The sequence below is a fragment of the Allotabrizicola aquatica (SeqCode) genome, from assembly GCF_965194375.1.
Taxonomy (GTDB): Bacteria; Pseudomonadota; Alphaproteobacteria; order Rhodobacterales; family Rhodobacteraceae; genus Tabrizicola_A; species Tabrizicola_A aquatica.
Genome location: NZ_OZ239428.1, coordinates 480,735 through 502,711, shown reverse-complemented (window position 1 = coordinate 502,711; position 21,977 = coordinate 480,735). Strand labels below are relative to the sequence as shown.

Annotated in this window: 30 protein-coding genes; 24 read left to right on the top strand and 6 right to left on the bottom strand. The window is 60.4% G+C overall.

Going from position 1 to position 21,977, the window contains the following annotated elements:
- Window positions 1-5 precede the first annotated feature (5 nt).
- Window positions 6-464, bottom strand: a complete 459-nt coding sequence (locus AC72UB_RS15735) for an Lrp/AsnC family transcriptional regulator (RefSeq protein ID WP_505190847.1) — start codon at window positions 462-464, stop codon at window positions 6-8.
- A gap of 160 nt (window positions 465-624) precedes the next feature.
- On the opposite strand from AC72UB_RS15735, the gene ald reads away from it, so the two are divergent.
- Window positions 625-1,743, top strand: a complete 1,119-nt coding sequence (gene ald, locus AC72UB_RS15730) for an alanine dehydrogenase (protein ID WP_505190566.1) — start codon at window positions 625-627, stop codon at window positions 1,741-1,743.
- Window positions 1,744-1,809: 66 nt separating this feature from the next.
- Here the strand turns inward: ald and mscL are convergent, their stop codons facing one another.
- The 5 genes from mscL to AC72UB_RS15705 form a co-directional block, all read right to left on the bottom strand.
- Window positions 1,810-2,220, bottom strand: a complete 411-nt coding sequence (gene mscL, locus AC72UB_RS15725) for a large conductance mechanosensitive channel protein MscL (RefSeq protein WP_463290022.1) — start codon at window positions 2,218-2,220, stop codon at window positions 1,810-1,812.
- 133 nt (window positions 2,221-2,353) lie between these two features.
- The gene (locus tag AC72UB_RS15720; RefSeq protein ID WP_505190565.1) at window positions 2,354-4,696 is read right to left on the bottom strand and encodes an aldehyde dehydrogenase family protein; all 2,343 of its coding nucleotides are present in this window, start codon (window positions 4,694-4,696) and stop codon (window positions 2,354-2,356) included.
- A gap of 170 nt (window positions 4,697-4,866) precedes the next feature.
- The gene (deoC, locus tag AC72UB_RS15715; RefSeq protein ID WP_505190564.1) at window positions 4,867-5,859 is read right to left on the bottom strand and encodes a deoxyribose-phosphate aldolase; all 993 of its coding nucleotides are present in this window, start codon (window positions 5,857-5,859) and stop codon (window positions 4,867-4,869) included.
- Window positions 5,860-6,021: 162 nt separating this feature from the next.
- Window positions 6,022-7,248, bottom strand: coding sequence for an ROK family transcriptional regulator (locus tag AC72UB_RS15710; protein ID WP_505190563.1), 1,227 nt, complete (start codon window positions 7,246-7,248; stop codon window positions 6,022-6,024).
- A 15-nt stretch (window positions 7,249-7,263) separates the two neighbouring features.
- Window positions 7,264-7,680, bottom strand: a complete 417-nt coding sequence (locus tag AC72UB_RS15705; RefSeq protein ID WP_463290018.1) for an RbsD/FucU family protein — start codon at window positions 7,678-7,680, stop codon at window positions 7,264-7,266.
- 225 nt (window positions 7,681-7,905) lie between these two features.
- Here AC72UB_RS15705 and AC72UB_RS15700 point away from each other — a divergent pair, with 225 nt between their 5' ends.
- The 23 genes from AC72UB_RS15700 (at window position 7,906) to AC72UB_RS15590 (ending at window position 21,867) form a co-directional block, all read left to right on the top strand.
- Window positions 7,906-8,919: a substrate-binding domain-containing protein gene (locus tag AC72UB_RS15700; RefSeq protein ID WP_505190562.1), complete on the top strand. Its 1,014-nt coding sequence runs from the start codon at window positions 7,906-7,908 to the stop codon at window positions 8,917-8,919.
- Window positions 8,920-9,034: 115 nt separating this feature from the next.
- Window positions 9,035-10,114: an ABC transporter permease gene (locus AC72UB_RS15695; RefSeq protein ID WP_463290016.1), complete on the top strand. Its 1,080-nt coding sequence runs from the start codon at window positions 9,035-9,037 to the stop codon at window positions 10,112-10,114.
- Entirely contained in the window at window positions 10,111-10,896 is a 786-nt protein-coding gene (locus AC72UB_RS15690; protein ID WP_505190561.1) for an ATP-binding cassette domain-containing protein, read from the top strand. Before AC72UB_RS15695 ends, AC72UB_RS15690 begins: the two co-directional genes overlap by 4 nt.
- Window positions 10,893-11,501: a nucleoside triphosphate hydrolase gene (locus AC72UB_RS15685; protein WP_505190560.1), complete on the top strand. Its 609-nt coding sequence runs from the start codon at window positions 10,893-10,895 to the stop codon at window positions 11,499-11,501. Before AC72UB_RS15690 ends, AC72UB_RS15685 begins: the two co-directional genes overlap by 4 nt.
- Window positions 11,502-11,587: 86 nt before the next feature.
- On the top strand, window positions 11,588-12,211 hold the full coding sequence (locus AC72UB_RS15680) for a TIGR02466 family protein (RefSeq protein ID WP_505190559.1): 624 nt from the start codon (window positions 11,588-11,590) through the stop codon (window positions 12,209-12,211).
- Between the two features lie 151 nt (window positions 12,212-12,362).
- Window positions 12,363-12,563, top strand: a complete 201-nt coding sequence (rpmC, locus tag AC72UB_RS15675) for a 50S ribosomal protein L29 (protein ID WP_164626386.1) — start codon at window positions 12,363-12,365, stop codon at window positions 12,561-12,563.
- An 11-nt stretch (window positions 12,564-12,574) separates the two neighbouring features.
- Window positions 12,575-12,808: a 30S ribosomal protein S17 gene (gene rpsQ, locus AC72UB_RS15670; RefSeq protein WP_430465318.1), complete on the top strand. Its 234-nt coding sequence runs from the start codon at window positions 12,575-12,577 to the stop codon at window positions 12,806-12,808.
- Between the two features lie 70 nt (window positions 12,809-12,878).
- Complete coding sequence (gene rplN / locus AC72UB_RS15665) at window positions 12,879-13,247, top strand: 50S ribosomal protein L14 (protein ID WP_091302592.1); 369 nt, start codon at window positions 12,879-12,881, stop codon at window positions 13,245-13,247.
- Window positions 13,247-13,552: a 50S ribosomal protein L24 gene (rplX, locus tag AC72UB_RS15660; RefSeq protein WP_505190558.1), complete on the top strand. Its 306-nt coding sequence runs from the start codon at window positions 13,247-13,249 to the stop codon at window positions 13,550-13,552. Before rplN ends, rplX begins: the two co-directional genes overlap by 1 nt.
- The gene (rplE, locus tag AC72UB_RS15655) at window positions 13,552-14,112 is read left to right on the top strand and encodes a 50S ribosomal protein L5 (RefSeq protein ID WP_463290011.1); all 561 of its coding nucleotides are present in this window, start codon (window positions 13,552-13,554) and stop codon (window positions 14,110-14,112) included. The genes rplX and rplE overlap by 1 nt, the downstream gene beginning before the upstream one ends.
- 18 nt (window positions 14,113-14,130) lie before the next feature.
- Window positions 14,131-14,436 carry a 30S ribosomal protein S14 gene (gene rpsN, locus AC72UB_RS15650; RefSeq protein WP_463290010.1) on the top strand — a complete coding sequence of 102 codons (306 nt, stop codon included), beginning with the start codon at window positions 14,131-14,133 and terminating at the stop codon, window positions 14,434-14,436.
- A gap of 12 nt (window positions 14,437-14,448) precedes the next feature.
- Complete coding sequence (gene rpsH, locus AC72UB_RS15645; RefSeq protein WP_463290009.1) at window positions 14,449-14,847, top strand: 30S ribosomal protein S8; 399 nt, start codon at window positions 14,449-14,451, stop codon at window positions 14,845-14,847.
- Between the two features lie 10 nt (window positions 14,848-14,857).
- On the top strand, window positions 14,858-15,391 hold the full coding sequence (gene rplF, locus AC72UB_RS15640; RefSeq protein ID WP_463290008.1) for a 50S ribosomal protein L6: 534 nt from the start codon (window positions 14,858-14,860) through the stop codon (window positions 15,389-15,391).
- A gap of 11 nt (window positions 15,392-15,402) precedes the next feature.
- Complete coding sequence (gene rplR / locus AC72UB_RS15635) at window positions 15,403-15,762, top strand: 50S ribosomal protein L18 (RefSeq protein ID WP_505190557.1); 360 nt, start codon at window positions 15,403-15,405, stop codon at window positions 15,760-15,762.
- Window positions 15,763-15,773: 11 nt separating this feature from the next.
- Window positions 15,774-16,352 carry a 30S ribosomal protein S5 gene (gene rpsE, locus AC72UB_RS15630; RefSeq protein ID WP_463290006.1) on the top strand — a complete coding sequence of 193 codons (579 nt, stop codon included), beginning with the start codon at window positions 15,774-15,776 and terminating at the stop codon, window positions 16,350-16,352.
- A 2-nt stretch (window positions 16,353-16,354) separates the two neighbouring features.
- Window positions 16,355-16,573, top strand: a complete 219-nt coding sequence (rpmD, locus tag AC72UB_RS15625) for a 50S ribosomal protein L30 (protein WP_505190556.1) — start codon at window positions 16,355-16,357, stop codon at window positions 16,571-16,573.
- Window positions 16,574-16,690: 117 nt separating this feature from the next.
- Window positions 16,691-17,080 carry an ectoine synthase gene (locus AC72UB_RS15620; protein ID WP_505190555.1) on the top strand — a complete coding sequence of 130 codons (390 nt, stop codon included), beginning with the start codon at window positions 16,691-16,693 and terminating at the stop codon, window positions 17,078-17,080.
- Between the two features lie 174 nt (window positions 17,081-17,254).
- Entirely contained in the window at window positions 17,255-17,722 is a 468-nt protein-coding gene (gene rplO / locus AC72UB_RS15615; protein ID WP_463290003.1) for a 50S ribosomal protein L15, read from the top strand.
- Window positions 17,723-17,825: 103 nt separating this feature from the next.
- Window positions 17,826-19,181 (top strand): preprotein translocase subunit SecY, encoded by a 1,356-nt coding sequence (gene secY, locus AC72UB_RS15610; protein ID WP_505190554.1) that lies wholly within the window; start codon window positions 17,826-17,828, stop codon window positions 19,179-19,181.
- Window positions 19,182-19,192: 11 nt separating this feature from the next.
- Entirely contained in the window at window positions 19,193-19,777 is a 585-nt protein-coding gene (locus tag AC72UB_RS15605; RefSeq protein WP_505190553.1) for an adenylate kinase, read from the top strand.
- 178 nt (window positions 19,778-19,955) lie between these two features.
- Window positions 19,956-20,324 (top strand): 30S ribosomal protein S13, encoded by a 369-nt coding sequence (rpsM, locus tag AC72UB_RS15600; protein ID WP_463290000.1) that lies wholly within the window; start codon window positions 19,956-19,958, stop codon window positions 20,322-20,324.
- Window positions 20,325-20,337: 13 nt separating this feature from the next.
- Window positions 20,338-20,733 carry a 30S ribosomal protein S11 gene (gene rpsK / locus AC72UB_RS15595; RefSeq protein ID WP_103334365.1) on the top strand — a complete coding sequence of 132 codons (396 nt, stop codon included), beginning with the start codon at window positions 20,338-20,340 and terminating at the stop codon, window positions 20,731-20,733.
- Between the two features lie 117 nt (window positions 20,734-20,850).
- A complete protein-coding gene (locus AC72UB_RS15590; protein WP_463291234.1) occupies window positions 20,851-21,867 on the top strand; it encodes a DNA-directed RNA polymerase subunit alpha in 1,017 nt (338 codons plus the stop codon).
- Window positions 21,868-21,977: the final 110 nt, after the last annotated feature.

Below are 21,977 nucleotides of genomic sequence, written 5' to 3'. Positions count from 1 at the left end.
CTACCCTAAACCGCCAGCGCCGTGGTCTGCACGACAGTTCGCAGCGCAAAGGATGATTGCATCTGCCGCACGCCGGGCAGGCGGCTGAGGAACTGGCGGTGGATGCGGGCGAAATCTTCTGTGTCTTCGGCCATGATCTTTAAAAGGTAGTCCGCCGTCCCCGCCATCAGGTGACATTCCAAAATGTCCGGCACCCGCGCCACCTCGCGCTCGAATGCGTCCAGAAGGTCTTCGGCCTGACTTTGAAGCGTGATTTCGACAAACACCGTCGTCGGCTTGCCCATTTTTCGGGTGTTCAACAGCGCCACATACTTGTCGATGTACCCTGCCTCCTCCAACTGCTGTACCCGGCGGTGGCAAGCGGAGGGTGACAGGTTGACCCGTTCGGACAGATCAGCATTGGTGATCCGCCCCTCTTTTTGCAGTACTGCCAGAATGCGGCGATCGGTGGCGTCAAGCATCAGGGTCATGGTGGAATCTTTCGCGAATAGGCCCATTCATCAAATAATCTACCACGTTTGCCTAAAACGACCAGCCAAGTTTCAAAGCAATTGCGCCGATTCAGGCGCAAGCTTTTGCCACAAGGGCGACCCAAAGAGGTCGGTCCAGCAGGGAGGAAGTCATATGAAAATCGGTTGCCCCAAGGAAATCAAACCGCAAGAGTTCCGTGTCGGCATGACGCCCAACGCCGCGCGTGAGGCGGTGAATGCCGGTCACTCGGTGATGGTGGAAACGAACGCCGGCACTGGCGCGGGCTTTACAGATGCTGACTATGTCGCAGCCGGGGCCAAGATCGTTGGCACCGCGAGCGAGATTTTTGCCGCCGCTGATATGATCGTAAAGGTCAAGGAACCGCAGGCGGGTGAGCGCAAGATGCTGCGCGAGGGCCAGATCCTGTTCACCTATCTGCACCTTGCTCCCGATCCGGAACAGACCCATGACCTGCTGAAATCCGGTGCCACCTGTATTGCCTATGAAACGGTGACTGATGATCGCGGTGGCTTGCCCCTGCTGGCCCCCATGTCCGAAGTGGCGGGCCGTCTGGCCCCGCAGGTTGGTGCATGGACGCTGCAAAAGGCCAATGGCGGCCGTGGTGTGCTGATGGGCGGTGTCCCCGGCGTGCTTCCGGCCAAGGTGCTGGTGATCGGTGGCGGCGTGGTCGGTACGCATGCCGCGAAAATCTCCGCCGGGATGGGCGCGGATGTCACCGTGCTGGACCGGTCTGTGAATCGCCTGCGCTATCTGGATGACGTGTTCGGCGGCCAGTTCAAATGCGGCTATTCCGATGCTGCCACCACGATCGAGCTGGCCCGTCAGGCCGACATGATCATCGGCGCGGTGCTGATCCCCGGTGCTGCTGCCCCCAAGCTTCTGTCGAAGGCGCAGCTGAAAGAGCTGAAGCCCGGCGCGGCGCTTGTGGACGTGGCGATTGACCAAGGCGGTTGCTTTGAAACCTCCCGCGCCACCACCCACCAAAACCCGATCTATGAGGTTGACGGCATCATGCATTACTGCGTGGCCAACATGCCGGGCGCGGTTGCGCGAACCTCGACCCAGGCCCTTGGCAATGCCACCTTGCCCTTCATGATGGCCTTGGCCAACAAGGGTTGGAAAAAGGCCTGCGCCGATGACAAGCACCTGTTGAACGGCCTTAACGTGCACGCTGGCAAGCTGACCTACGAAGCGGTCGGCGTCGCACTGGGTCTGCCGACGATTTCGGCGGCGGATGCGCTGAAGATGTAAGGCACTGCACATCGCCCAAAGAAAAAGGCCCCCGTCTTGCGGGGGCCTTTCCATATGTCGTGTCGCTTACTTCTTCAGCGTCGCCAGAATTTCTGCCAGAAGCTCCGTCTCGGACGGGCCAGCCGGGGCGGCAGGCGCAGCCGGCTTGGGCGGCATCAGGCGGTTCATGAACTTCACCAGCATGAACACCACCCAGCCGATGATGACGAAATTGATCAGCGCGGTGATGAATGCGCCATAGGCAAACACCGCAGCGCCCGACTCTTTGGCCGCTGCCAGCGAGGCCGGATTGGTGCCGGACAGGTCAAGGAACATGTCCGAAAAGTTGATCCCGCCGAGGATCAAGCCGATGATGGGGTTGATCAGGTCCCCGACAAGGCTGTTGACGATCGCGGTAAAAGCCGCACCGATGATGATACCGACCGCAAGGTCCATCACATTGCCTTTCATGAGAAAGGCCTTAAATTCTTGAATCATAACAAATCCCTCAAACTGCTCATCACCTTTTTCAGGTGATTTGATGCCTGCGCAAAAAAAACGCGCAGGCGCAGTATGCCCTAAATGAATTACAATTTACAGATGTTTCCTCTGGCCCCAAGGGGCCGGAGGATCACTCGCCGTAAGGCACCCAGATCGTCTTGATCTCGGTCGCATGGCGCAAGAACTCGCGGCCTTCACCTTCTGCGCCAAACCAGTTGCGCGCGCGCCCGTGGTTGACCCATGTCCGCTTTAGGTTGCCTGCTGCTTCGGTTTCGATCTGGGCAGACAGGGGCGCGGATGAAAAGCTCCACACCGCATCCACATCCAGATGCCCGGCCAAGGGCTTGGCCAAATCCTGATGCGCGCCGGTGACAATGTTCACCACCCCGGCGGGCAGATCCGACGTCTCCAGCACCTGATAGAAATCGGTGGCCGACAAGGGCGCCGACTGCGACGGCACCAACACGCAGGTGTTGCCCATGGCAATGGCTGGCGTCATGACAGAGACAAATCCCAAAAGCGGGGCCTCATCTGGACAGAGCGCGCCAATGACGCCCACAGGTTCATTCATCGCCAGCGCCACAGCCCGCATCGGCACCTGCTTCACCGCGCCATCATACTTGTCAGCCCATGCGGCATAGGTGAACAGCCGGTTGATTGCGGCCTCTACCTCGTCCCCACCGTCACGCCCAGTCTGGTCCTTGATCCGCTGGGCAAATTCCCCAGCGCGCGCCGATAGGTTCTCGCCCATGTAATACAGGATCTGCGCCCGGTTATGTCCGGTCGCCTTGCCCCAGCCCTTGGCGGCATGGGCTGCCTCAACCGCGTTGCGAATGTCTTTGCGATTGCCAAGGCCGACATGGCCCAAAAGCTTGCCTTTGGCGGACCAGATGGCCTGGCTGTAGCCGCCGTCCGGGCGCGCCTGTTTGCCGCCAATGTAAAGTTTGGCTGTTCGGTCGATCCCTTCAACCAAAGCCGCCGCTGGGGCCGGGGCAGGTTTCAGCACCGCCAGCGCCTTGGTCTTTGCGACGGGGCGCAGATAGGCCATTAAGCCTTCCCAACCGCCCTCGCGCCCGAACCCGCTTTCGCGCACCCCGCCAAAGCCTGCCGCCGCATCAAAGAGGTTGGTCGCATTGACCCAGACGACACCCGCCTTTACCTTGGGCGCCATATCCAGCGCCAGATTGACATTCTCGGTCCAGATACTGGCCGCCAGCCCATAGCGGGTGTTGTTGGCCAGTTCCACCGCCTCACTCGGCGTGCGGAAGGTCATCGACACCAGAACCGGGCCAAAGATCTCTTCTTGCATCAGACGCGAGGCCGCGTTCAGCCCGGTGATCAGCGTCGGCGGATAGAAACAGCCCTCGGGCACAGCACAGGCGGCGTGGTACACCTCGCCGTCGCTGCCCTCCACCATGCCGCGGATCATCGCCAATTGCACCGGATCCACGATCGCGCCGACGTCAATGCATTTGTCCAACGGATCGCCCATGCGAAGGCCATCCATCCGGCGCTTCAGCTTGGCATGGAACCGATCGGCAATCCCTTCCTGCACCAAAAGGCGTGACCCGGCACAGCAGACCTGGCCCCCGTTGAACCAGATCGCATCGACCAAGCCTTCAATGGCGCTGTCGATGTCGGCATCGTCAAAGACGATATAGGGCGACTTACCCCCCAACTCCAACGTCAGCGCCTTGCCCGTCCCTGCCGTTGCTGCCCGGATCTTGCGGCCCACGGCGGTGGAGCCTGTAAAGGCAATCTTGTCCACACCCGGGTGCGCGACCAAGGCCGCACCGGTGTCGCCATCGCCGGTGATGATGTTGAGCACCCCTTTGGGCAGCCCCGCCTCACGGCTGATCTCGGCAAAGAACAGCGCGGTCAAAGGCGTGTATTCGGCGGGTTTGAGCACCACGGTATTGCCGGCCGCCAAGGCAGGGGCCACCTTCCACGCCAGCATGAGGAGCGGAAAGTTCCACGGGATCACGGCCCCGCAGACCCCCACAGGGGCGAAACCCGGCTGCTCGCTGTCCAAAAGCTGGGCAAGGCCCGCGTGATAGTAGAAATGCCGCGCCACCAAGGGGACATCAATATCGCGCGCCTCACGGATTGGCTTGCCGGTGTCCAGCGTTTCCAGAACTGCGAACATGCGAGAGTGTTTCTGCACCAACCGGGCCAGCGCATAAAGCACCCGCGCCCGCCCGGCCCCGCCCATGCGCGCCCATTTGCCTTGCGCAGCCCGTGCCGCCGCTACGGCAAGGGCGATCTCCTCGCCCGAACCTTGCGTGACTTCGGCCAAAACCTTGCCTGTCGCCGGGTTGCGCGTTTCAAACATCGCCCCGGGTGCGGTGAACGCCCCATTGATCCAATGGCCAAACCGCCCCTGATGCCCCGCAATCCAGGCCAAAGCCTCGGCATGTCCTTCGGGCGCAGGGCCGTAAGCCATGCTGTCGAAAATCTCGCGGACAGAGGTCATGTCATGGTCCTTTCGGCAAAGGGGATCGCAGAGGGCCGCCGTGCGCCTCCGGCGGGAGTATTTGGGGCCAAGATGAAATGCGCGGGGGATTTCATCTTGGCAAAAATACTCCGGGGTGAGCCGCGAAACGCGGCGAGGGGCAGCGCCCCTTCTTTGAGCAGGGTCGTCATTCAGCCCATCGCATGGCGGTTGGCCGCCGAATACTGCCCGGTCAGGTAATGCTCCAATTGCCGTTCGATATCGCCCAGAAGGGAGGAGGCGCCAAAGCGGAAGAGGTCGGGCTGCAGCCACGGGTGGCCAAGTTCGTCCTTCATCAGCGCCAGATACATCAGCGCATCCTTGGCCTTTGAAATCCCACCCGCCGGTTTGTAGCCCACCTTGATGCCGGTGCGGTCTTGATAATCGCGGATGCAGCGGATCATGGTCAATGAGACGGGCAGGGTGGCGTTCACCGTCTCTTTGCCGGTCGACGTCTTGATGAAATCGGCGCCTGCCATCATGCACACCAGCGAGGCGCGCGCGACATTGCGTAGGGTTTGCAATTCACCTGTGGCGAGGATCGCCTTGACATGGGCCGCGCCACAGGCCGCGCGCATCTCGCGCATTTCATCATAGAGCGCCTGCCAATTGCCGGTCAGCACATGGCGGCGCGAGATGACGATGTCGATCTCTTGCGCACCTGCCTTTACGCTTTCGCCGATTTCGGCGATGCGCAGGTGATAGGGTGACAGGCCTGCCGGAAATCCGGTGGATACAGCCGCTACGGGAATGTTCGTGCCTTCCAGCGCCCGCACCGCTATTTCTACCATCTCGTGATAAACGCAGACCGCGCCCACCGTCAGCCCCGGCAGTCCCAGCGCCTCAAGCATCTCGGGCCGCACCGGCTGGCGGGCCTTGGCGCAGAGCCGCTTGACCCGGCCTGCCGTGTCATCGCCTGAGAGCGTGGTCAGGTCGATCAGTGAGATGGCCTTCAAAAGCCACGCTGCCTGAAATTCTTTCTTCACCGACCGCCGGCCGCCCAAGCTGCCCGTGCGCCGTTCGACCGCTGAGGTGTTCACCTGAACGTTGGCCACCCAATCCAGATCCAGCGCCATGCCGGGATTGCGGGTATGGGCCAGTTGCGGCAAAAGGTTTGGCTGTCGGGTCGGGGTCTCGGTCTGCATCGGGTCGGTGCCTTGTGCGGCGAAGGGTTGGGTTAACCTGCCATGGGCCGCGACAGCCTGTCCAGTCGAAGCGCTGGTCAAACCCGTCTTGCAGGCACAGGGCCTGCCGGCCCAGTCAAACCTGCGGCGGACCTCGGCCATACCAATACAAAACCAATTGCCTTAGGCGTCGCGCTGGGCTGCGTTTTGATCCAAGAGGTAGCGCTGTGACAGCGGAATCGCCGCTGCGCCCAAGGATCGGGCCTGCGCGCCGACGGTTCCCTCCCGCACCAAAGGCGGGGTGATGCCCGACAGATCGAGACGCTGCAGGGCTGCAATGGTGCGGGCGGTGATCTCGGCTCGGATCGCGGGTGGCATCCAGCCGTCGATCAACACCGCTTCGAGTTCCAACAGTGTCGTGGCCGACAGGATCGCTGAGGCCAGCCCTTCGGTTGCTTCGGTCAGCCAGCGTTCCAGCAAGTGTTCCGGGACCTGCCAACGGTCCGGCTGCTCCCACAGATGATCCGCACTTTCGCCCGCCGCTTCCATTTCATCTGCGAGACTGGCCAGAGAGGCCACTTCGAGAAGGCGCCGCATCCGACCATCTGGTCCTTGAACGGGCATGGGGCCAACGCCCGCCGCATTCCCGGTGCGCCCGAGGCAAAGCTGGCCGTTCAATACCAGCCCACCGCCGATAAAGGTACCAAAGTAGAAATACAGAAAATCCCGTGGCTTATCCCCGGTGCCGAAGACCAGTTCTGCCCCACAGGCGGAGGTGGCGTCGTTTTGCACATAGACCGGCATTGCGGTGATCGCGGCCAGATCGGCCTGAATGTCGCAATCGCGCCAAGCGTCCATTTCAGCCTGCGGCGCGCCCAAGGCTTGCACCCAGTTCCACAGCTGGAATGGCATGGCCACACCCATGCCGCTGACCCGTGGCCGCAGGGTGGCGGGCAGCCCATGCATCAACTCGGGCAAGGCCTCGCCCACAAAGGCAACAATGCCGCCGGGAGTGGGGTAGCGATAGGTTTTCCGGCGGCTGTCGCGCACCCGACCCATAAAATCGACCAGCACAAGATCGGTTGACCGCCGCCCGATCTTCAGCCCCAAAAACAGCGCGCCTTCGGGGTTCAGGTGCATCGGCACAGAGGGTTGGCCAATGCGCCCGCGCACCGGTTCGCCGCGCAGCAAAAGCCCGTCTTGTTCCAGCGCGCGCATGATCACGCTGATCGTTTGCGCCGAAAGCCCGGTGATGCGCGCGATGTCGGATTTGGCCAGCGCGCCATGCTGGCGCAACAGCGACAGCACCAGCCGCTCGTTATGGTCGCGCATCCCAGATTGGTTCGACCCGCGCAAACCAAGATCATCGGCGCCTTGTCGGTCGGTCACGAAATCGGCGGCAAGCGGCATGGCGGCGGTGGGACCTTAGCTGTTGGAAGGCGGAAGGGCCGCCTTGCGCAAAAGAACATTGGCGAAAAGCGCAGGCTCCGAGGTGGCCACCACAGCATAGGCCGCACGGATCCTTGGGTAAAGCTGATCGCCCGAAAGAGATGTCGCACTCTGGCCGCAGCCTTGCGCCAGCGCGTCGATCTGGCGGTGAATGGCACCTGCCTGTGCCGGATCATTGTTCAGGGCCGCCCGCATCACCGCCTCGACTGGCAGCACTGCCAGCACCGCTTGCAGCATTGGCAGGAGGGGAATGCCATCGGCCCGGATCAGGCGGCGGGCATGTTCTGCCGCCGGATAATTTCCGTCGACAAAGGCGATTTCATCGCCGTGGCCCATCGCCCGAAGCGCGTGCAAAAGATCTGGCCCCAAGAGGGGAGAGATGCCGATCAGCATAATGTCATGTGCCTTCCGTGGCCCGCGATTCTGGCAGATATGTGCCAGCCCTAATCGCAAAGACTGCGACCTCAGCGGCGGGCTGTCAATATTAAATCACTCTGATTTATTTATCTTGACGCAAGGATGGGAATCAGGTCATCTACATCCTGTCGCCGGGCGTCATGGCCAAGTCGGACGGCATCAGAATGGGATAATTCCCTTCATTCCTTGGGAGGAAACAGAATGAAACTCAAGACCACTGCGCTGCTTGGCGCTGCCGCTCTGGCACTGATGGCGGGCTCCGCCTCGGCTGCTGATCTGGCTTGCCTGATCACCAAGAACAACACCAACCCCTTCTTCGTGAAGATGAAAGAGGGCGCCGAGGCTGCTGCCGCTGCCGCTGGCCTCGACTTCCAGGCCTATGCTGGTGAAAAAGACGGCGACGCTGCTCCGCAGATCACCGCCATCGAAAACTGCGTCGCTGCTGGTGCCAAGGGCATCCTGATCACCGCCTCGAACGACTCGGTCGCACCGGCACTGAAAGACGCCCGCGCCGCTGGCATTCTCGTGATCGCGCTCGACACCCCGATCGCTGATCCCGAAGCTCAGGACATGACCTTTGCGACCGACAACTTCGAAGCTGGCATCTTGATCGGTAAATGGGCCGCTGCGACCCTGGGCGCCGAGGCTGCCAATGCCAAGATCGCCATGCTGAACATCAACAAAGACAACATCTCGGTTGACGTGCAGCGCAACACCGGCTTCTTGACCGGCTTTGGCATCACCGTTCCCGATTTGACCGTAATGGACTCGGAAGACGATCCGCGCGTCATTGGCCACGAATCCTCGGACGCGAACCCCGAGGGCGGTCTGCGCGCTATGGAAACCCTCTTGGCCAAAGACCCCGACATCAACGTGGTCTACACCATCAACGAACCGGCTGCCGAAGGTGCCTATCAGGCGCTGAAGAACGCTGGCAAAGAAGGCCAAGCGATCATCGTTTCGGTTGACGGCGGTTGCCCGGGCGTGGCTTCGGTCCAGTCGGGCGTGATCGGTGCGACCTCGCAGCAGTACCCGCTTTTGATGGCCTCGAAGGGCATCGAAGCGATTGCCGCCTTCGCCAAGGACGGCACCAAGCCGGCTGCCTCCGACGGTCTGACCTTCTTCAACACGGGTGTGAACCTGGTGACCGACAAGCCCGCCGAAGGCGTGACGTCGATCGACAGCACCAAGGGCACCGAGCTGTGCTGGGGCTAATGCCCCTCACGCACTGACTTGATCAATGGAAGGGCGACTCTTACGGTCGCCCTTCTTCATAGCCGGGGCACACCCTCGGCTTTGGCCAGCCATGACCGGGGGAGACGCCACAGCGATGAGCGCAGATGACGCACCAACCAAGACGATTTCCGATTACGAGGCGACGCTGAACAAGGCCGACACGGCCGTCGCGAGCTTTGACAAGGATGACAAGACCCTGACGCATATCCTGCGCGGTCACCTTCGCAGGAACCCGACGCTGATCCCGGCTCTGGTCCTGTTGATCTCGATCATCGCCTTCTCGATCGTCGCCCCACGGTTTTTTGGCATGGGCGCGCTGTCAACGGTGTTGAAACAGACCACCGTCACCGGCTTTATCGCGATGGCGCAGACGCTGATCATCCTGACCGCCGGGATCGACCTCTCGGTCGGCGCTATTCTGGTGATCTCGTCCCTGATCATGGGCAATCTTGCGGTGGTCGCGGGCCTACCGGTGTTTCTGGCGGTGCTGATCGGCATGTTCTTCGGTGCGCTCATGGGCTTTATCAACGGCGTCCTTGTCGCCCGTATCAAGCTGCCGCCCTTCATCGTGACCTTGGGCACCCTGTCGATCTTTAACGCGCTGAAGCTGTGGTATTCCCAGTCTGAATCCATCCGCAACGCCGATATCGAAGCCAATGCGCCGGGGCTCTTGTGGTTTGGCGAAGGCTTCAACATGGCGGGGGCCTCGCTGACCTATGGCGGCATCGCGCTCATCCTGTTGGCGGCGATCTTGTGGTATGTGCTCAACCACACCGCATGGGGCAGGCATGTTCATGCGATTGGCGATGATCCCGACGCGGCGATGCTTTCGGGCATCAACGTCAGTCGAACACTGATTTCCGTCTATGCTGTGGCCGGGCTCATCTGTGGCTTTGCCGCCTGGATCGCCATTGGCCGGGTTGGCTCTGTCTCGCCCATCGCCTTTGACACGGTGAACCTCGGCTCCATCACCGCCGTGGTGATCGGCGGCACCTCGCTGTTCGGCGGGCGCGGGTCGATCATCGGGTCGGTCCTTGGGGCCTTTATTGTGGGCGTTTTCAACACCGGCCTGTCGCTTGCAGGGGTCGATGATTATTGGCAGATGTTCGCCGCAGGCTGCCTTGTCATCATCGCTGTCGCCTTGGATCAATGGCTGCGGAGGGCAACACAATGACCGCTGTACAACCCATCCTTGAAGCGCGCGGGCTGATGAAACGCTATGGCACCGTGGTGGCCATGAACGGGGCAGATTTTGACCTGATGCCGGGCGAGATCTGTGCCGTGATCGGTGACAACGGGGCTGGCAAATCGACCCTCATCAAGGCGCTTTCCGGCGCGGTCACCCCAGACCACGGCGAGATCTTGTTAGACGGCAAGCCCGTTCATTTCCGCAGCCCCGATGATGCCCGCGCCATGGGCATCGAAACGGTCTACCAAAACCTTGCGATGTCGCCCGCGCTGTCGATTGCCGACAACATGTTTCTGGGTCGCGAATGGCGCAAGCCCGGCATCCTTGGCTCGGTCTTTCGCCAGATGGACCGCCCCCGGATGGAGGCTTTTGCCCGCCAGAAACTGTCGGAACTGGGTCTGATGACCATTCAAGACATCTCACAGGCGGTCGAAACGCTCTCGGGTGGCCAGCGTCAGGGCGTGGCCGTGGCCCGTGCTGCCGCCTTTGGCTCTAAGGTTGTGATCCTCGACGAACCCACCGCCGCGCTGGGCGTCAAGGAATCACGCCGCGTGCTGGACCTGATCCGCGACGTGCGGGCGCGGGGCATCCCGATCATCCTGATTTCGCACAACATGCCGCATGTGTTCGAAGTGGCCGACCGTATCCACATTCACCGCCTTGGCCGCCGCCTTTGCGTGATCCGCCCGCAGGATTATTCGATGTCTGACGCGGTGGCCTTCATGACCGGCGCGAAACTGCCCGACGGCGTGACCGAACAGGCATGACCCCGGCGCAACTGGCAGCAACCATCCGCGCGAAAGCGCAAGCGCAGGGGCGGCTTCTGACCGCCCTTGCCGGCCCGCCCGGTGCGGGCAAATCCACGCTCGCCGCCGAACTGGTTGCGGCCTTGGGGCAAGGTGCCAAGGCGGTCCCGATGGATGGATTTCACTATGATGATGCTGTACTGATCGCGCGCGGTGCCCGCGCCCGGAAAGGCGCGCCGGACACCTTCGATGTGGCGGGCTTTCGTCACCTTCTGACGCGGCTTCGCACCGAAGACGAGGTGGCGATCCCCCTCTTTGACCGCGATCTGGAAATCAGCCGCGCCGGGGCCGACATTGTTGGCCCGGACGACCGTATCCTGATTGTCGAAGGCAATTACCTTTTGTTGAATGAAGCGCCTTGGCCCGATCTTGCGCCGCTCTTTGATCTGACGATCTGGATCGACGTCCCCGAGGCCAAGTTGGACCGCCGCCTGATGGCGCGTTGGGCGCATTACGGCAAAACGCCTGATCAGGCCCGCGCCTGGATCGACGGCAATGACATGCCCAACATCCGCCGCGTGGTGGCAGGCTCTCGCCCTGCCGATCTGGTGATCCGCCACGGCTAGGCCCGCCAGACACCAAGCCACCTTGCGCCAAATCCAAAGGTATGGAACGACAGGCCCAACCCGCCCTGCCTTTACGGAGCCTGTCCATGTCCACCCTCACCAACCTTTTCGTCACGCCGCTTTACCGCGCCAAGTTGAACGATCTGGCCAAGAAAAAGGTGAGCTACGACGAACTGCGCGACACCTGTATCGCGATTGCCGAGGATGACGAGGCCGGTCAGGAATGGTGCGAGCGGGAGGGCTATCCGGGCTATACATCCTATGCCTCACTTGACGATCTTCCTTGGCGCGCGCCGATCTTTGGCAATCTGGAAAAGGCCTTGGACAAGCATGTGGCGGCGTTCTGCGAGGCGCTGGGCTTTGATCTGCAAGGCAAGAAACTCAAATGCAACGCCTTTTGGATCAACATCCTGCCAGAAGGCGGCACGCACTCCAGCCATATCCACCCCCATTCGGTGATCTCTGGCACCACCTACGTGGCGATGCCCGAAGGCACCTCGGCGCTGAAACTGGAAGACCCGCGTCTCGCCATGATGATGCTGTCCCCCCTGCGGAAAAAAGACGCCCCGCAAGAGCTTCAGCCATTCGTCTATGTAAAGCCCGAGGTGGGTGAGCTTCTGCTGTGGGAAAGCTGGCTGCGGCATGAAGTGCCGATGAACATGTCCCAAGAAGAGCGAATTTCGGTCAGCTTCAATTACAATTGGGCCTAGGGGATTTCCCGCTTGCCCTATCCTGCCATCCCCCCTATACGGCCCCATCCAACGATTCCGGGCAACCGCGAATCGTAGGACTATTTTTGTTCCACCGGACCCAAGGTGACCTGAAAGGGGCCTTCTGGTGACTGAGAAAAGGAAAAGGCGCATGAACGCCAAAGAACTGCACGGGAAAACCCCCGAAGCGCTGCGCGAGAACCTCGTTGCGCTGAAGAAGGAAGCCTTCAACCTGCGCTTCCAGGCCGCCACCAACCAGCTGGAAAACACCGCCCGCATGCGCGCTGTCCGTCGTGACGTCGCCCGCATCAAGACTGTGCTTGTCCAAAAAGCTGCTGAAGCTGCGAAGTAAGGGGAACCGCCATGCCGAAACGTATCCTGCAGGGTGTTGTCACCTCGGACAAGAACGAACAGACCATCACCGTTTTGGTGGAACGTCGTTTCAAGCACCCGCTGCTGCAAAAGACCGTTCGTAAGTCGAAGAAATATCGCGCTCACGACGAACACAACAAATTCAAGACCGGTGACACTGTTCGCATCGAAGAGTGCGCACCGATTTCGAAAACCAAACGCTGGACGGTTGTGGTCGAGGCATAAGCCTCGGCCCTTTCGTCTGTCGACAATACGAAACCCTGGGGAATGATCCCCAAAGGTCGGGAGAAACCAAATGATCCAGATGCAAACGAATCTGGATGTGGCTGATAACTCTGGCGCTCGCCGAGTTCAGTGCATCAAGGTTCTGGGCGGTTCGCACCGCCGTTATGCTTCGGTCGGTGACATCATCGTTGTTTCGGTGAAGGAAGCGATTCCGAAGGGTCGTGTGAAAAAAGGCGACGTCCGTAAGGCCGTTGTTGTTCGCACCGCCAAGGAAGTTCGTCGTGAAGACGGCACCACCATCCGTTTTGATCGCAACGCTGCCGTCATCCTGAACAACCAGGGTGAACCGGTCGGCACGCGTATCTTCGGGCCGGTTGTCCGTGAACTGCGCGCCAAGAACTTCATGAAAATCATCTCGCTTGCTCCGGAGGTGCTGTAATGGCCGCCAAGCTCCGTAAAGGCGACAAGGTTGTCGTGCTCACCGGCAAGGACAAGGGCAAGCAGGGCGAAATCGCTTCTGTGAATCCGACCGCCAACAAAGCCGTGGTTGAAGGCGTCAACGTCGCGATCCGTCACACCAAGCAGTCGCAAGCCTCGCAGGGCGGCCGTCTGGCGAAAGCCATGCCGATCGACCTGTCGAACCTGGCGCTGATGGACAAGAATGGCAAAGCCACCCGCGTTGGCTTCCGCATGGAAGGCGACAAGAAGGTTCGTTTCGCCAAGACCACCGGGGAGGCCATCTGATGTTGGATCAAGCCAAATACACCCCGCGCGCCAAGGCTGACTATCACGCCCGCATCCGCGCCGCGATGAAGGCCGAGTTCGGCTACAAGAACGACATGCAGATCCCCAAGCTGGACAAGATCGTCCTGAACATGGGTGTCGGCGAAGCCGTGAAAGACACCAAGAAGGTCAAGACTGCCGCTGAAGAACTCACGGCGATCGCGGGCCAGAAAGCTGTCATCACCAAGGCCAAGAAGTCCATCGCAGGTTTCCGCGTTCGCGAGGAAATGCCGCTGGGCTGCAAGGTCACGCTGCGCGGCGACCGCATGTATGAATTCCTCGACCGTCTGATCACGGTGGCTCTGCCCCGCGTTCGCGACTTCCGCGGCGTGAAAGGCTCCTCGTTCGACGGCCGTGGCAACTATGCCATGGGCCTGAAAGAGCAAATCGTGTTCCCCGAGATCAATTTCGACAAAGTCGATGAGATCCTCGGCATGGACATCATCATCTGCACCACCGCAAATAACGACGCGGAAGCCAAGGCGCTGTTGAAGCATTTCAACATGCCCTTCACGTCGTAAGCGCGAGGAACCGAAGCAATGGCAAAAAAATCCATGGTGAACCGCGAAGTGAAGCGTGCCGCCCTTGTGAAGCAGCATGCTTCCAAGCGCGCCGCCCTCAAAGCGGTGATCAACGACCAGTCCAAGCCCGTCGAAGAGCGCTTTAAGGCGACTCTGAAGCTGGCTCAGATGCCCCGCAACTCGTCGGCAACGCGGATCCACAACCGCTGCCAGCTGACGGGCCGTCCGCATGCGTTCTATCGCAAGCTCAAACTCAGCCGCATCATGCTGCGTGAACTGGCCTCGTTCGGTCAGATCCCGGGCATGGTCAAGTCCAGCTGGTAAGGAGATCGCACAATGTCGATGAACGACCCTATTGGCGATATGCTGACGCGCATCCGCAACAGTCAGCTGCGTGGCAAGTCCACCGTGAAAACCCCGGCGTCCACGCTGCGGGCTCGCGTTCTGGATGTGCTGCTGTCGGAAGGCTATATCCGCGGCTATGAAAAGACCCCCACGGCCAATGGCCAGGGTGAGTTTGAAATCAGCCTGAAGTACTACGAAGGCACTCCGGTGATCCGCGAAGTTAAGCGCGTGTCGAAGCCCGGCCGTCGTGTGTACATGGGCGTTAAGGATATCCCCACGGTCCGCAATGGCCTGGGTATCTCCATCGTCTCGACGCCGAAGGGCGTCATGTCGGATGCAAATGCACGCGCGGCCAATGTTGGCGGCGAAGTGCTTTGCACCGTGTTCTAAGGAGGGTTGAATGTCTCGTATCGGCAAGAAACCCGTCGCCCTTGTCAAAGGCGTCTCGGCCACGATCTCTGGCCAGACCGTCGAAGTCAAAGGCCCGAAGGGCACCCGCAGCTTCACCGCTGGCGACAACGTGACGCTGACCATTGAAAACGACACGATCAAGGTGACGCCGCGCGGCACCTCGAAGATCGCGCGTCAACAGTGGGGCATGTCGCGCTCGATGATCGAAAATTTGGTCATCGGCGTCAGCACCGGCTTCAAGAAAGAGATGGAAATTCAGGGTGTGGGTTATCGCGCTGCGATGAACGGCAACGTCCTGAAGCTTTCGCTGGGTTACAGCCACGAAGTAAACTTCGCGGTTCCGGCTGGCATCACCGTCACCTCTCCGAAGCAGACCGAAATCATTGTGGAAGGCATTGACCAACAGCAGGTTGGTCAGGTCGCCGCGAACATCCGCGAGTGGCGCAAGCCCGAGCCCTATAAGGGCAAAGGCATCCGCTACAAGGGCGAGTTCGTCTTCCGCAAGGAAGGCAAGAAGAAGTAAGGGGCGCAAAAATGGCGAACAACAAAAGAGAGCTGTTCCTCAAGCGCCGCATGCGCGTCCGGAACAAGATCAAGGCGATGGCCAATGGCCGCCTTCGCCTGTCCGTCCACCGCTCGTCGAAAAACATCAGCGCTCAGCTGATCGACGACGCCAAGGGCATCACTGTCGCGGCAGCTTCGACCTTGGAAAAGGATCTGGGCTTCGTTGGCAAAAACAATGTGGAAGCGGCGGCGAAGGTGGGTCTCACCATCGCCGAGCGCGCCAAGAAGGCCGGTGTCGAAGAGTGCTACTTCGATCGCGGCGGTTTCCTCTTTCACGGCAAGATCAAGGCTTTGGCCGATGCTGCCCGTGAAGGTGGACTGAAGTTCTGAGGAGTTGAAAAATGGCAGAACGTGAAAACCGTCGGGACAATCGTGGTGGCAATGATCGCCGCGATAACCGGCCCGAGGAAACCCCGGAATTTGCTGACCGTCTGGTCGCAATCAACCGCGTTTCCAAAACCGTAAAGGGCGGCAAGCGCTTTGGCTTTGCAGCACTCGTCGTGGTCGGCGACCAAAAAGGTCGTGTCGGCTTCGGCAAGGGCAAGGCAAAGGAAGTGCCGGAAGCGATCCGCAAGGCAACGGAACAGGCCAAGCGCCAGATGATCCGCGTGCCCTTGAAGGACGCCCGCACCCTGCACCACGACATGGAAGGCCGTCATGGCGCCGGTAAAGTCGTGATGCGCTCGGCTGTGGCTGGTACCGGCATCATCGCCGGCGGCCCGATGCGCGCCGTCTTCGAAATGCTGGGTCTGCAGGACGTTGTTGCGAAGTCGATTGGCTCGCAGAACCCCTACAACATGATCCGCGCTACCATCGACGGTCTGAAAGCAGAGACCTCGCCCCGTCAGGTTGCGGCTCGCCGCAACAAGAAGGTGGCCGAGATCCTGAACAAGCCCGCCGCTGAAACCGTGGAGGCTTGATCATGGCAGCCAAGAAAGCAGCGGCTCCGGCCGCGAAGAAAACCATCGTCGTGAAGCAGGTGGCCTCGGCCGCCCGGCGCCCGGCCGTTCAGACCGCGACCCTCAAGGGTCTGGGCCTGAACAAGATGAACCGCACCCGTGAGCTGGAAGATACCCCTTCCATCCGCGGTATGGTCAACAAGATCAGCCACCTCGTTCAGATCATTGAAGAGCGTGGCTAAAGGTTAGGTGCGCCAAAGCGCACCGTACAGATTGCGCCCCTGCGGAAACGCGGGGGCGTTTTCATTTGGGCGAAACTCGGTCATCCTGCAGCGACCAAGCCAATCTAAGGAGCCGCCATGATCGTTAGAACCCTTGCCTCCATCCTGAACACCGCGGCCCATGTGAAAGGCGACGCCTTCGAAAGCCGCCGCATCCTCTTGGCCGCTGATGGCTTGGGCTATTCCTTGCACGATACGCTGTGCAAGGCCGGGACCGAGCAGCAGTTGGAGTATAAGAACCACGTCGAGGCCAACTATGTCATCGAAGGCGTGGGCGAGGTGGTGAATGTGGCCACCGGCCAGACCTGGCCCTTGGGGCCGGGGACAGTCTATGTGCTCGACCACCACGAAGCGCATCTTCTGCGCGCCACAACTGACCTGAGGATCATTTGCGTTTTCACTCCTGCGCTGACCGGGCAGGAAAAGCATGATGCGTCCGGCAGCTATCCGGCGCCTGCGGCGGGTTGAGCCCCGTCCTACGGGGGTTGATTGATCGGCATGCGCCCTCTATACGCGCCCGGTGACCTTCCAAGGCCACAGAATCAACAAGACCCGTGACGCCCGGCGTCACATAACCAAGAAAAATCGCCGTGTTTGCCCCGCCGTCGCAGTGGGTGCAGTTCCGGCATAGGAGTTTGCGACATGAAACTGCATGAACTTTCCGACAATCCCGGCGCCGCCAAAAAGCAAAAGCGCGTCGCACGTGGTCCCGGCTCGGGCAAGGGCAAGACCGCTGGCCGTGGTATCAAGGGCCAGAAATCGCGTTCGGGCGTGGCCATTGGTGGTTACGAAGGCGGCCAGATGCCGCTCTATCGCCGCCTGCCCAAGCGCGGCTTTAACAAGCCGAACCAAAAGCATTACGCCGTCATCAATCTGGGCCTGATCGAAAAGTTCATTGGTCTGGGCAAGCTGGATGCCAAGGTCGAGATCACCGAAGATGCGCTGATCGCTGCGGGCCTGACCAAGCAAAAGCTGGACGGCATCCGCGTTCTGAACAAGGGCGAGATCAAATCGGCCGTCAAGCTGGTGGTCACCGGCGCATCGGCTGCCGCGATCGAGGCTGTAAAGGCCGCTGGCGGTTCGCTCACGGTTGCAGCAGCGGCTGAATAAGAGGTTGTGAGCGGCGACAAGACCGCTTACATCATCCCACGAGTTTTCCCGCGCCGCCGACCGGAGAACGGTTCGGCGGCGCTGTGCATGAAAGAGACCAAACATGGCATCTGCTGCAGAGCAAATGGCGGCCAACCTGTCTTGGGGGGCCTTCGGTAAAGCGACGGATCTGCGTCAGCGTATCTTCTTTACCCTTGGCCTGCTGATCGTTTACCGCCTTGGCACCTATATCCCGGTTCCCGGGATCGATGGTCAGGCGCTGCGCGAGTTTATGGCCGATGCAGGTGCCGGTCTGGGCGGTATTCTGAACATGTTCACCGGCGGCGCGATCAGCCGCATGGGGATCTTTGCCCTTGGCATCATGCCCTATATCTCGGCCTCCATCATCGTCCAGCTTCTGGCATCCATGGTGCCCGCGCTGGAACAGATGAAGAAAGAGGGCGAGCAGGGCCGCAAGAAGATGAACCAGTGGACGCGCTACGGCACCGTGGCGCTGGCGCTGTTCCAAGGCTATGGCATCGCCATTTCGCTGCAAGCGGGCGGTTTGGCCCACACGCCGGGTGCGTTCTTTGTGGCGTCCTGTGTCATCACGCTGGTGGGCGGCACTATGTTCCTGATGTGGCTGGGTGAGCAAATCACCGCACGCGGCATTGGCAACGGCATTTCGCTGATCATCTTTGTGGGCATTGTGGCGGAAATTCCGGCAGCACTCGCCCAGTTCTTCAGCCAAGGCCGCGCGGGTGTCATCTCGACCCCGGTTATCATTGGCGTGCTGATCATGGTCGTGGTCGTGATTGCGGCTGTGGTGTTCATGGAGCGCGCGCTGCGCAAGATCACGATCCAGTATCCCCGCCGTCAGGTGGGTATGAAGGTGTTCGATGGCGGCTCGTCTAACCTGCCGATCAAGGTGAACCCCTCGGGCGTTATCCCGGCAATCTTCGCCTCGTCGTTGCTCCTGCTGCCGATCACAATCTCGACCTTCTCGGGCGCGCAAACCGGCCCGATCATGTCGACCATTCTGGCCTATTTCGGCCCCGGTCAGCCGCTCTATCTGTTGTTCTTCGTCGGCATGATCGTGTTCTTCGCGTATTTCTACACGTTCAACGTGGCCTTCAAGGTCGAGGATGTCGCCAAGAACCTGCAAGATCAGAACGGCTTTATCCCCGGCATCCGCCCCGGGAAAAAGACCGAAGAATATCTCGAATATGTGGTCAATCGTGTCTTGGTGGTCGGCTCGGGTTATCTGGCGCTGATCTGCCTGCTGCCCGAAGTGCTGCGCGACCAGTTTGCCATTCCCTTCTACTTTGGCGGCACCTCGGTGTTGATCGTGGTCTCGGTGACCATGGACACCATCAATCAGGTGCAATCGCATCTGCTCGCCCATCAGTATGAAGGGCTGATCGAAAAGTCGAACCTGCGGGGCAAGAAACGCACCCCGAAGGCTCCGGCGCGGCGCTAAGAGGGCAGGCTATGACGAATATCATCCTTCTCGGACCGCCCGGGGCTGGCAAAGGCACCCAAGCCATGCGCTTGGTGGATGAGCGCGCCATGGTGCAACTGTCGACTGGCGACATGCTGCGCGATGCCAAGACCAGCGGCACCGAAATGGGTCGCAAGGTTGCTGACGTGATGGAACAGGGCGGTCTCGTCACCGATGAGATCGTCATCGGCCTGATCGAGGAAAAGCTGGAAAAGGGGGCCTCTGGCGGGTTCATCTTTGACGGCTTTCCCCGCACGCTGAAACAGGCCGATGCGTTGGCCGATCTTCTGGCCAAGCGCGGTCTGACGCTGGATGCGGTGATCGAGCTTGTGGTGGATGACAAAGCGCTGGTTGGCCGCATCGTCAAGCGCGCCGAAGAGGCACGCGCCGCAGGTCAGCCGGTCCGCAAGGATGACACGCCCGAGGTCTTTGCTGTGCGGCTGCAGGAATACTACAAGAACACCGCCCCCCTGATCGGCTATTACTGGGCCAAGAAAAGCCTTGTGCAGATTGACGGCATGGCCGCGATGGATCAGGTCGCGACCGCAATCGCGAAAGTTCTGGACAAGGCTTGAGATTCCGGCCCGCGCCGCTTGACGGCAGGGGGGAAAGCCCCTAAAGCACGGCGTCCCGACACGGAATCGCCCGTGGTTTGGGTTTCCCGTAATTGGGAAGATCGTTGTCGGGCTTATGCCCGGCTGTTGTGAAAAAAGGTTCTGGCACTACGGAACCGCAACCAAAAGGAAGATACGTTTGGCACGTATTGCTGGCGTTAACATCCCGACGCAAAAACGGGTTCCCATTTCTCTGCAGTATATCGCTGGCATCGGCGCCCATAACGCCGAAGCGATCTGCGCCGCGCTGAACATTGACCGCGCACGTCGTGTCAATCAGCTGACCGACGCCGAAGTGCTGGCCATCCGCGAATTCATCGACGCCAACTTCACCGTTGAAGGCGACCTGCGTCGCGAAGTGTCGATGAACATCAAGCGTCTGATGGACCTCGGCTGCTATCGCGGTCTGCGTCACCGTAAGGGCCTGCCGGTCCGCGGTCAGCGCACCCATACGAACGCTCGTACCCGCAAGGGCCCCGCAAAAGCCATCGCTGGCAAGAAGAAATAAGGGGTAGGGCACTATGGCACGCGATACCAAAGCATCCCGCACGAAGAAAAAAGAGCGCAAGAACATCGCCGCTGGCGTGGTTCATGTGAACTCTTCGTTCAACAACACCAAGATCCTGATCTCTGACGTTCAGGGCAATGCGATTTCCTGGTCGTCCTCGGGCACCATGGGCTTCAAAGGCTCGCGGAAATCGACCCCTTATGCAGCCCAGATGGCTGCCGAGGACGCTGCCCGCAAGGCGCAAGAGCATGGCATGAAGACCGTCGAAGTCGAAGTCCAGGGCCCCGGTTCGGGCCGTGAATCGGCTTTGCGCGCGCTGGCTGCTGTCGGCCTGAACATCACCTCGATCCGTGATGTGACCCCGCTGGCGCACAACGGCTGCCGTCCGCCGAAGCGCCGCCGCGTCTAACGTTATTCGAATTCAATCGGGCCGTGCGATTTCGCGCGGCCCGATTGCGTGATTCCAGATCCTCGGGCGTCACCTGCTTACGGGACATGGGCAGGCGACAAGAATGGAGGCGAAAGCATGATCCACAAGAATTGGCAGGAACTCATTAAGCCGCAGCAACTGGTCGTGAAGGCCGGTGCTGATGCTCAGCGCGTGGCGACCGTTATCGCCGAACCGCTGGAGCGTGGCTTTGGCTTGACGCTCGGCAACGCGCTGCGGCGCGTTCTGATGTCGTCGCTGCAGGGCGCGGCCATCACCAGCGTCCAAATCGACAACGTGCTGCACGAGTTTTCCTCGGTGGCGGGTGTTCGCGAAGATGTCACCGACATCGTGCTGAACCTGAAGGGCGTTCGCCTGAAGATGGAAGTCGAAGGGCCGAAGCGCCTGTCGATCTCTGCCAAGGGCCCGGGCGTTGTCACCGCTGGTGACATCTCGGAAACCAACGGGATCGAGGTTCTGAACAAGGACCACGTGATCTGCCACCTTGACGATGGCGCCGACGTTTACATGGAACTGACGGTTAACACCGGCAAGGGCTATGTCTCGGCTGACAAGAACCGTCCGGAAGATGCGCCGATTGGCCTGATTCCGATCGACGCGATTTATTCGCCGGTCAAGAAAGTGTCGTACGAAGTGCAGCCGACCCGCGAAGGTCAGGTGCTGGACTATGACCGGCTGACCATGAAGATCGAAACCGATGGCTCGCTGACCCCCGATGATGCCGTGGCTTATGCCGCGCGTATCCTGCAGGACCAGCTGGGCGTGTTCGTCAACTTTGACGAGCCTGAGTCGGCGAAGGCGGGCGAAGTGGATGCGGGCCTTGAGTTCAATCCGCTGCTGCTGAAGAAAGTTGACGAGCTGGAGCTTTCGGTCCGTTCGGCGAACTGCCTGAAGAACGACAACATCGTCTACATCGGCGATCTGATCCAGAAAACCGAAGCCGAGATGCTGCGCACCCCGAACTTCGGCCGCAAGTCCTTGAACGAGATCAAGGAAGTGCTGTCGGGCATGGGTCTGCATCTGGGTATGGAAGTCGAAGATTGGCCGCCAGAGAACATCGAAGATCTGGCAAAGCGTTTCGAAGACCAGTTCTAAGAATTTGGGCGGGGGAAACCCCGCCCAGTTACAAATGCCCGGACTGCCGGGGAAAACATGGCGAAAGCCCAAGGTGAGCGGGACCAGTCGTAGGCCCTGCCGGACAAAGC

Bases quoted from the DNA above. Each gene is read 5' to 3' on its own strand.
- AC72UB_RS15705 (WP_463290018.1), bottom strand. From the start codon at position 7,680: ATGCTGATCGGCATCTCTCCCCTCTTGGGGCCAGATCTTTTGCACGCG.
- rpsK (WP_103334365.1), top strand. From the start codon at position 20,338: ATGGCACGCGATACCAAAGCATCCCGCACGAAGAAAAAAGAGCGCAAG.
- rpmD (WP_505190556.1), top strand. From the start codon at position 16,355: ATGGCAGCCAAGAAAGCAGCGGCTCCGGCCGCGAAGAAAACCATCGTC.
- AC72UB_RS15700 (WP_505190562.1), top strand. From the start codon at position 7,906: ATGAAACTCAAGACCACTGCGCTGCTTGGCGCTGCCGCTCTGGCACTG.
- rplN (WP_091302592.1), top strand. From the start codon at position 12,879: ATGATCCAGATGCAAACGAATCTGGATGTGGCTGATAACTCTGGCGCT.
- deoC (WP_505190564.1), bottom strand. From the start codon at position 5,859: ATGCAGACCGAGACCCCGACCCGACAGCCAAACCTTTTGCCGCAACTG.
- AC72UB_RS15695 (WP_463290016.1), top strand. From the start codon at position 9,035: ATGAGCGCAGATGACGCACCAACCAAGACGATTTCCGATTACGAGGCG.
- AC72UB_RS15685 (WP_505190560.1), top strand. From the start codon at position 10,893: ATGACCCCGGCGCAACTGGCAGCAACCATCCGCGCGAAAGCGCAAGCG.
- mscL (WP_463290022.1), bottom strand. From the start codon at position 2,220: ATGATTCAAGAATTTAAGGCCTTTCTCATGAAAGGCAATGTGATGGAC.
- rpsE (WP_463290006.1), top strand. From the start codon at position 15,774: ATGGCAGAACGTGAAAACCGTCGGGACAATCGTGGTGGCAATGATCGC.
- AC72UB_RS15720 (WP_505190565.1), bottom strand. From the start codon at position 4,696: ATGACCTCTGTCCGCGAGATTTTCGACAGCATGGCTTACGGCCCTGCG.
- rpsN (WP_463290010.1), top strand. From the start codon at position 14,131: ATGGCAAAAAAATCCATGGTGAACCGCGAAGTGAAGCGTGCCGCCCTT.
- AC72UB_RS15680 (WP_505190559.1), top strand. From the start codon at position 11,588: ATGTCCACCCTCACCAACCTTTTCGTCACGCCGCTTTACCGCGCCAAG.
- AC72UB_RS15590 (WP_463291234.1), top strand. From the start codon at position 20,851: ATGATCCACAAGAATTGGCAGGAACTCATTAAGCCGCAGCAACTGGTC.
- rplF (WP_463290008.1), top strand. From the start codon at position 14,858: ATGTCTCGTATCGGCAAGAAACCCGTCGCCCTTGTCAAAGGCGTCTCG.
- AC72UB_RS15620 (WP_505190555.1), top strand. From the start codon at position 16,691: ATGATCGTTAGAACCCTTGCCTCCATCCTGAACACCGCGGCCCATGTG.
- rpsQ (WP_430465318.1), top strand. From the start codon at position 12,575: ATGCCGAAACGTATCCTGCAGGGTGTTGTCACCTCGGACAAGAACGAA.
- ald (WP_505190566.1), top strand. From the start codon at position 625: ATGAAAATCGGTTGCCCCAAGGAAATCAAACCGCAAGAGTTCCGTGTC.
- rplO (WP_463290003.1), top strand. From the start codon at position 17,255: ATGAAACTGCATGAACTTTCCGACAATCCCGGCGCCGCCAAAAAGCAA.
- rplR (WP_505190557.1), top strand. From the start codon at position 15,403: ATGGCGAACAACAAAAGAGAGCTGTTCCTCAAGCGCCGCATGCGCGTC.
- AC72UB_RS15690 (WP_505190561.1), top strand. From the start codon at position 10,111: ATGACCGCTGTACAACCCATCCTTGAAGCGCGCGGGCTGATGAAACGC.
- rpsH (WP_463290009.1), top strand. From the start codon at position 14,449: ATGTCGATGAACGACCCTATTGGCGATATGCTGACGCGCATCCGCAAC.
- rplX (WP_505190558.1), top strand. From the start codon at position 13,247: ATGGCCGCCAAGCTCCGTAAAGGCGACAAGGTTGTCGTGCTCACCGGC.
- AC72UB_RS15605 (WP_505190553.1), top strand. From the start codon at position 19,193: ATGACGAATATCATCCTTCTCGGACCGCCCGGGGCTGGCAAAGGCACC.
- AC72UB_RS15710 (WP_505190563.1), bottom strand. From the start codon at position 7,248: ATGCCGCTTGCCGCCGATTTCGTGACCGACCGACAAGGCGCCGATGAT.
- rplE (WP_463290011.1), top strand. From the start codon at position 13,552: ATGTTGGATCAAGCCAAATACACCCCGCGCGCCAAGGCTGACTATCAC.
- secY (WP_505190554.1), top strand. From the start codon at position 17,826: ATGGCATCTGCTGCAGAGCAAATGGCGGCCAACCTGTCTTGGGGGGCC.
- rpmC (WP_164626386.1), top strand. From the start codon at position 12,363: ATGAACGCCAAAGAACTGCACGGGAAAACCCCCGAAGCGCTGCGCGAG.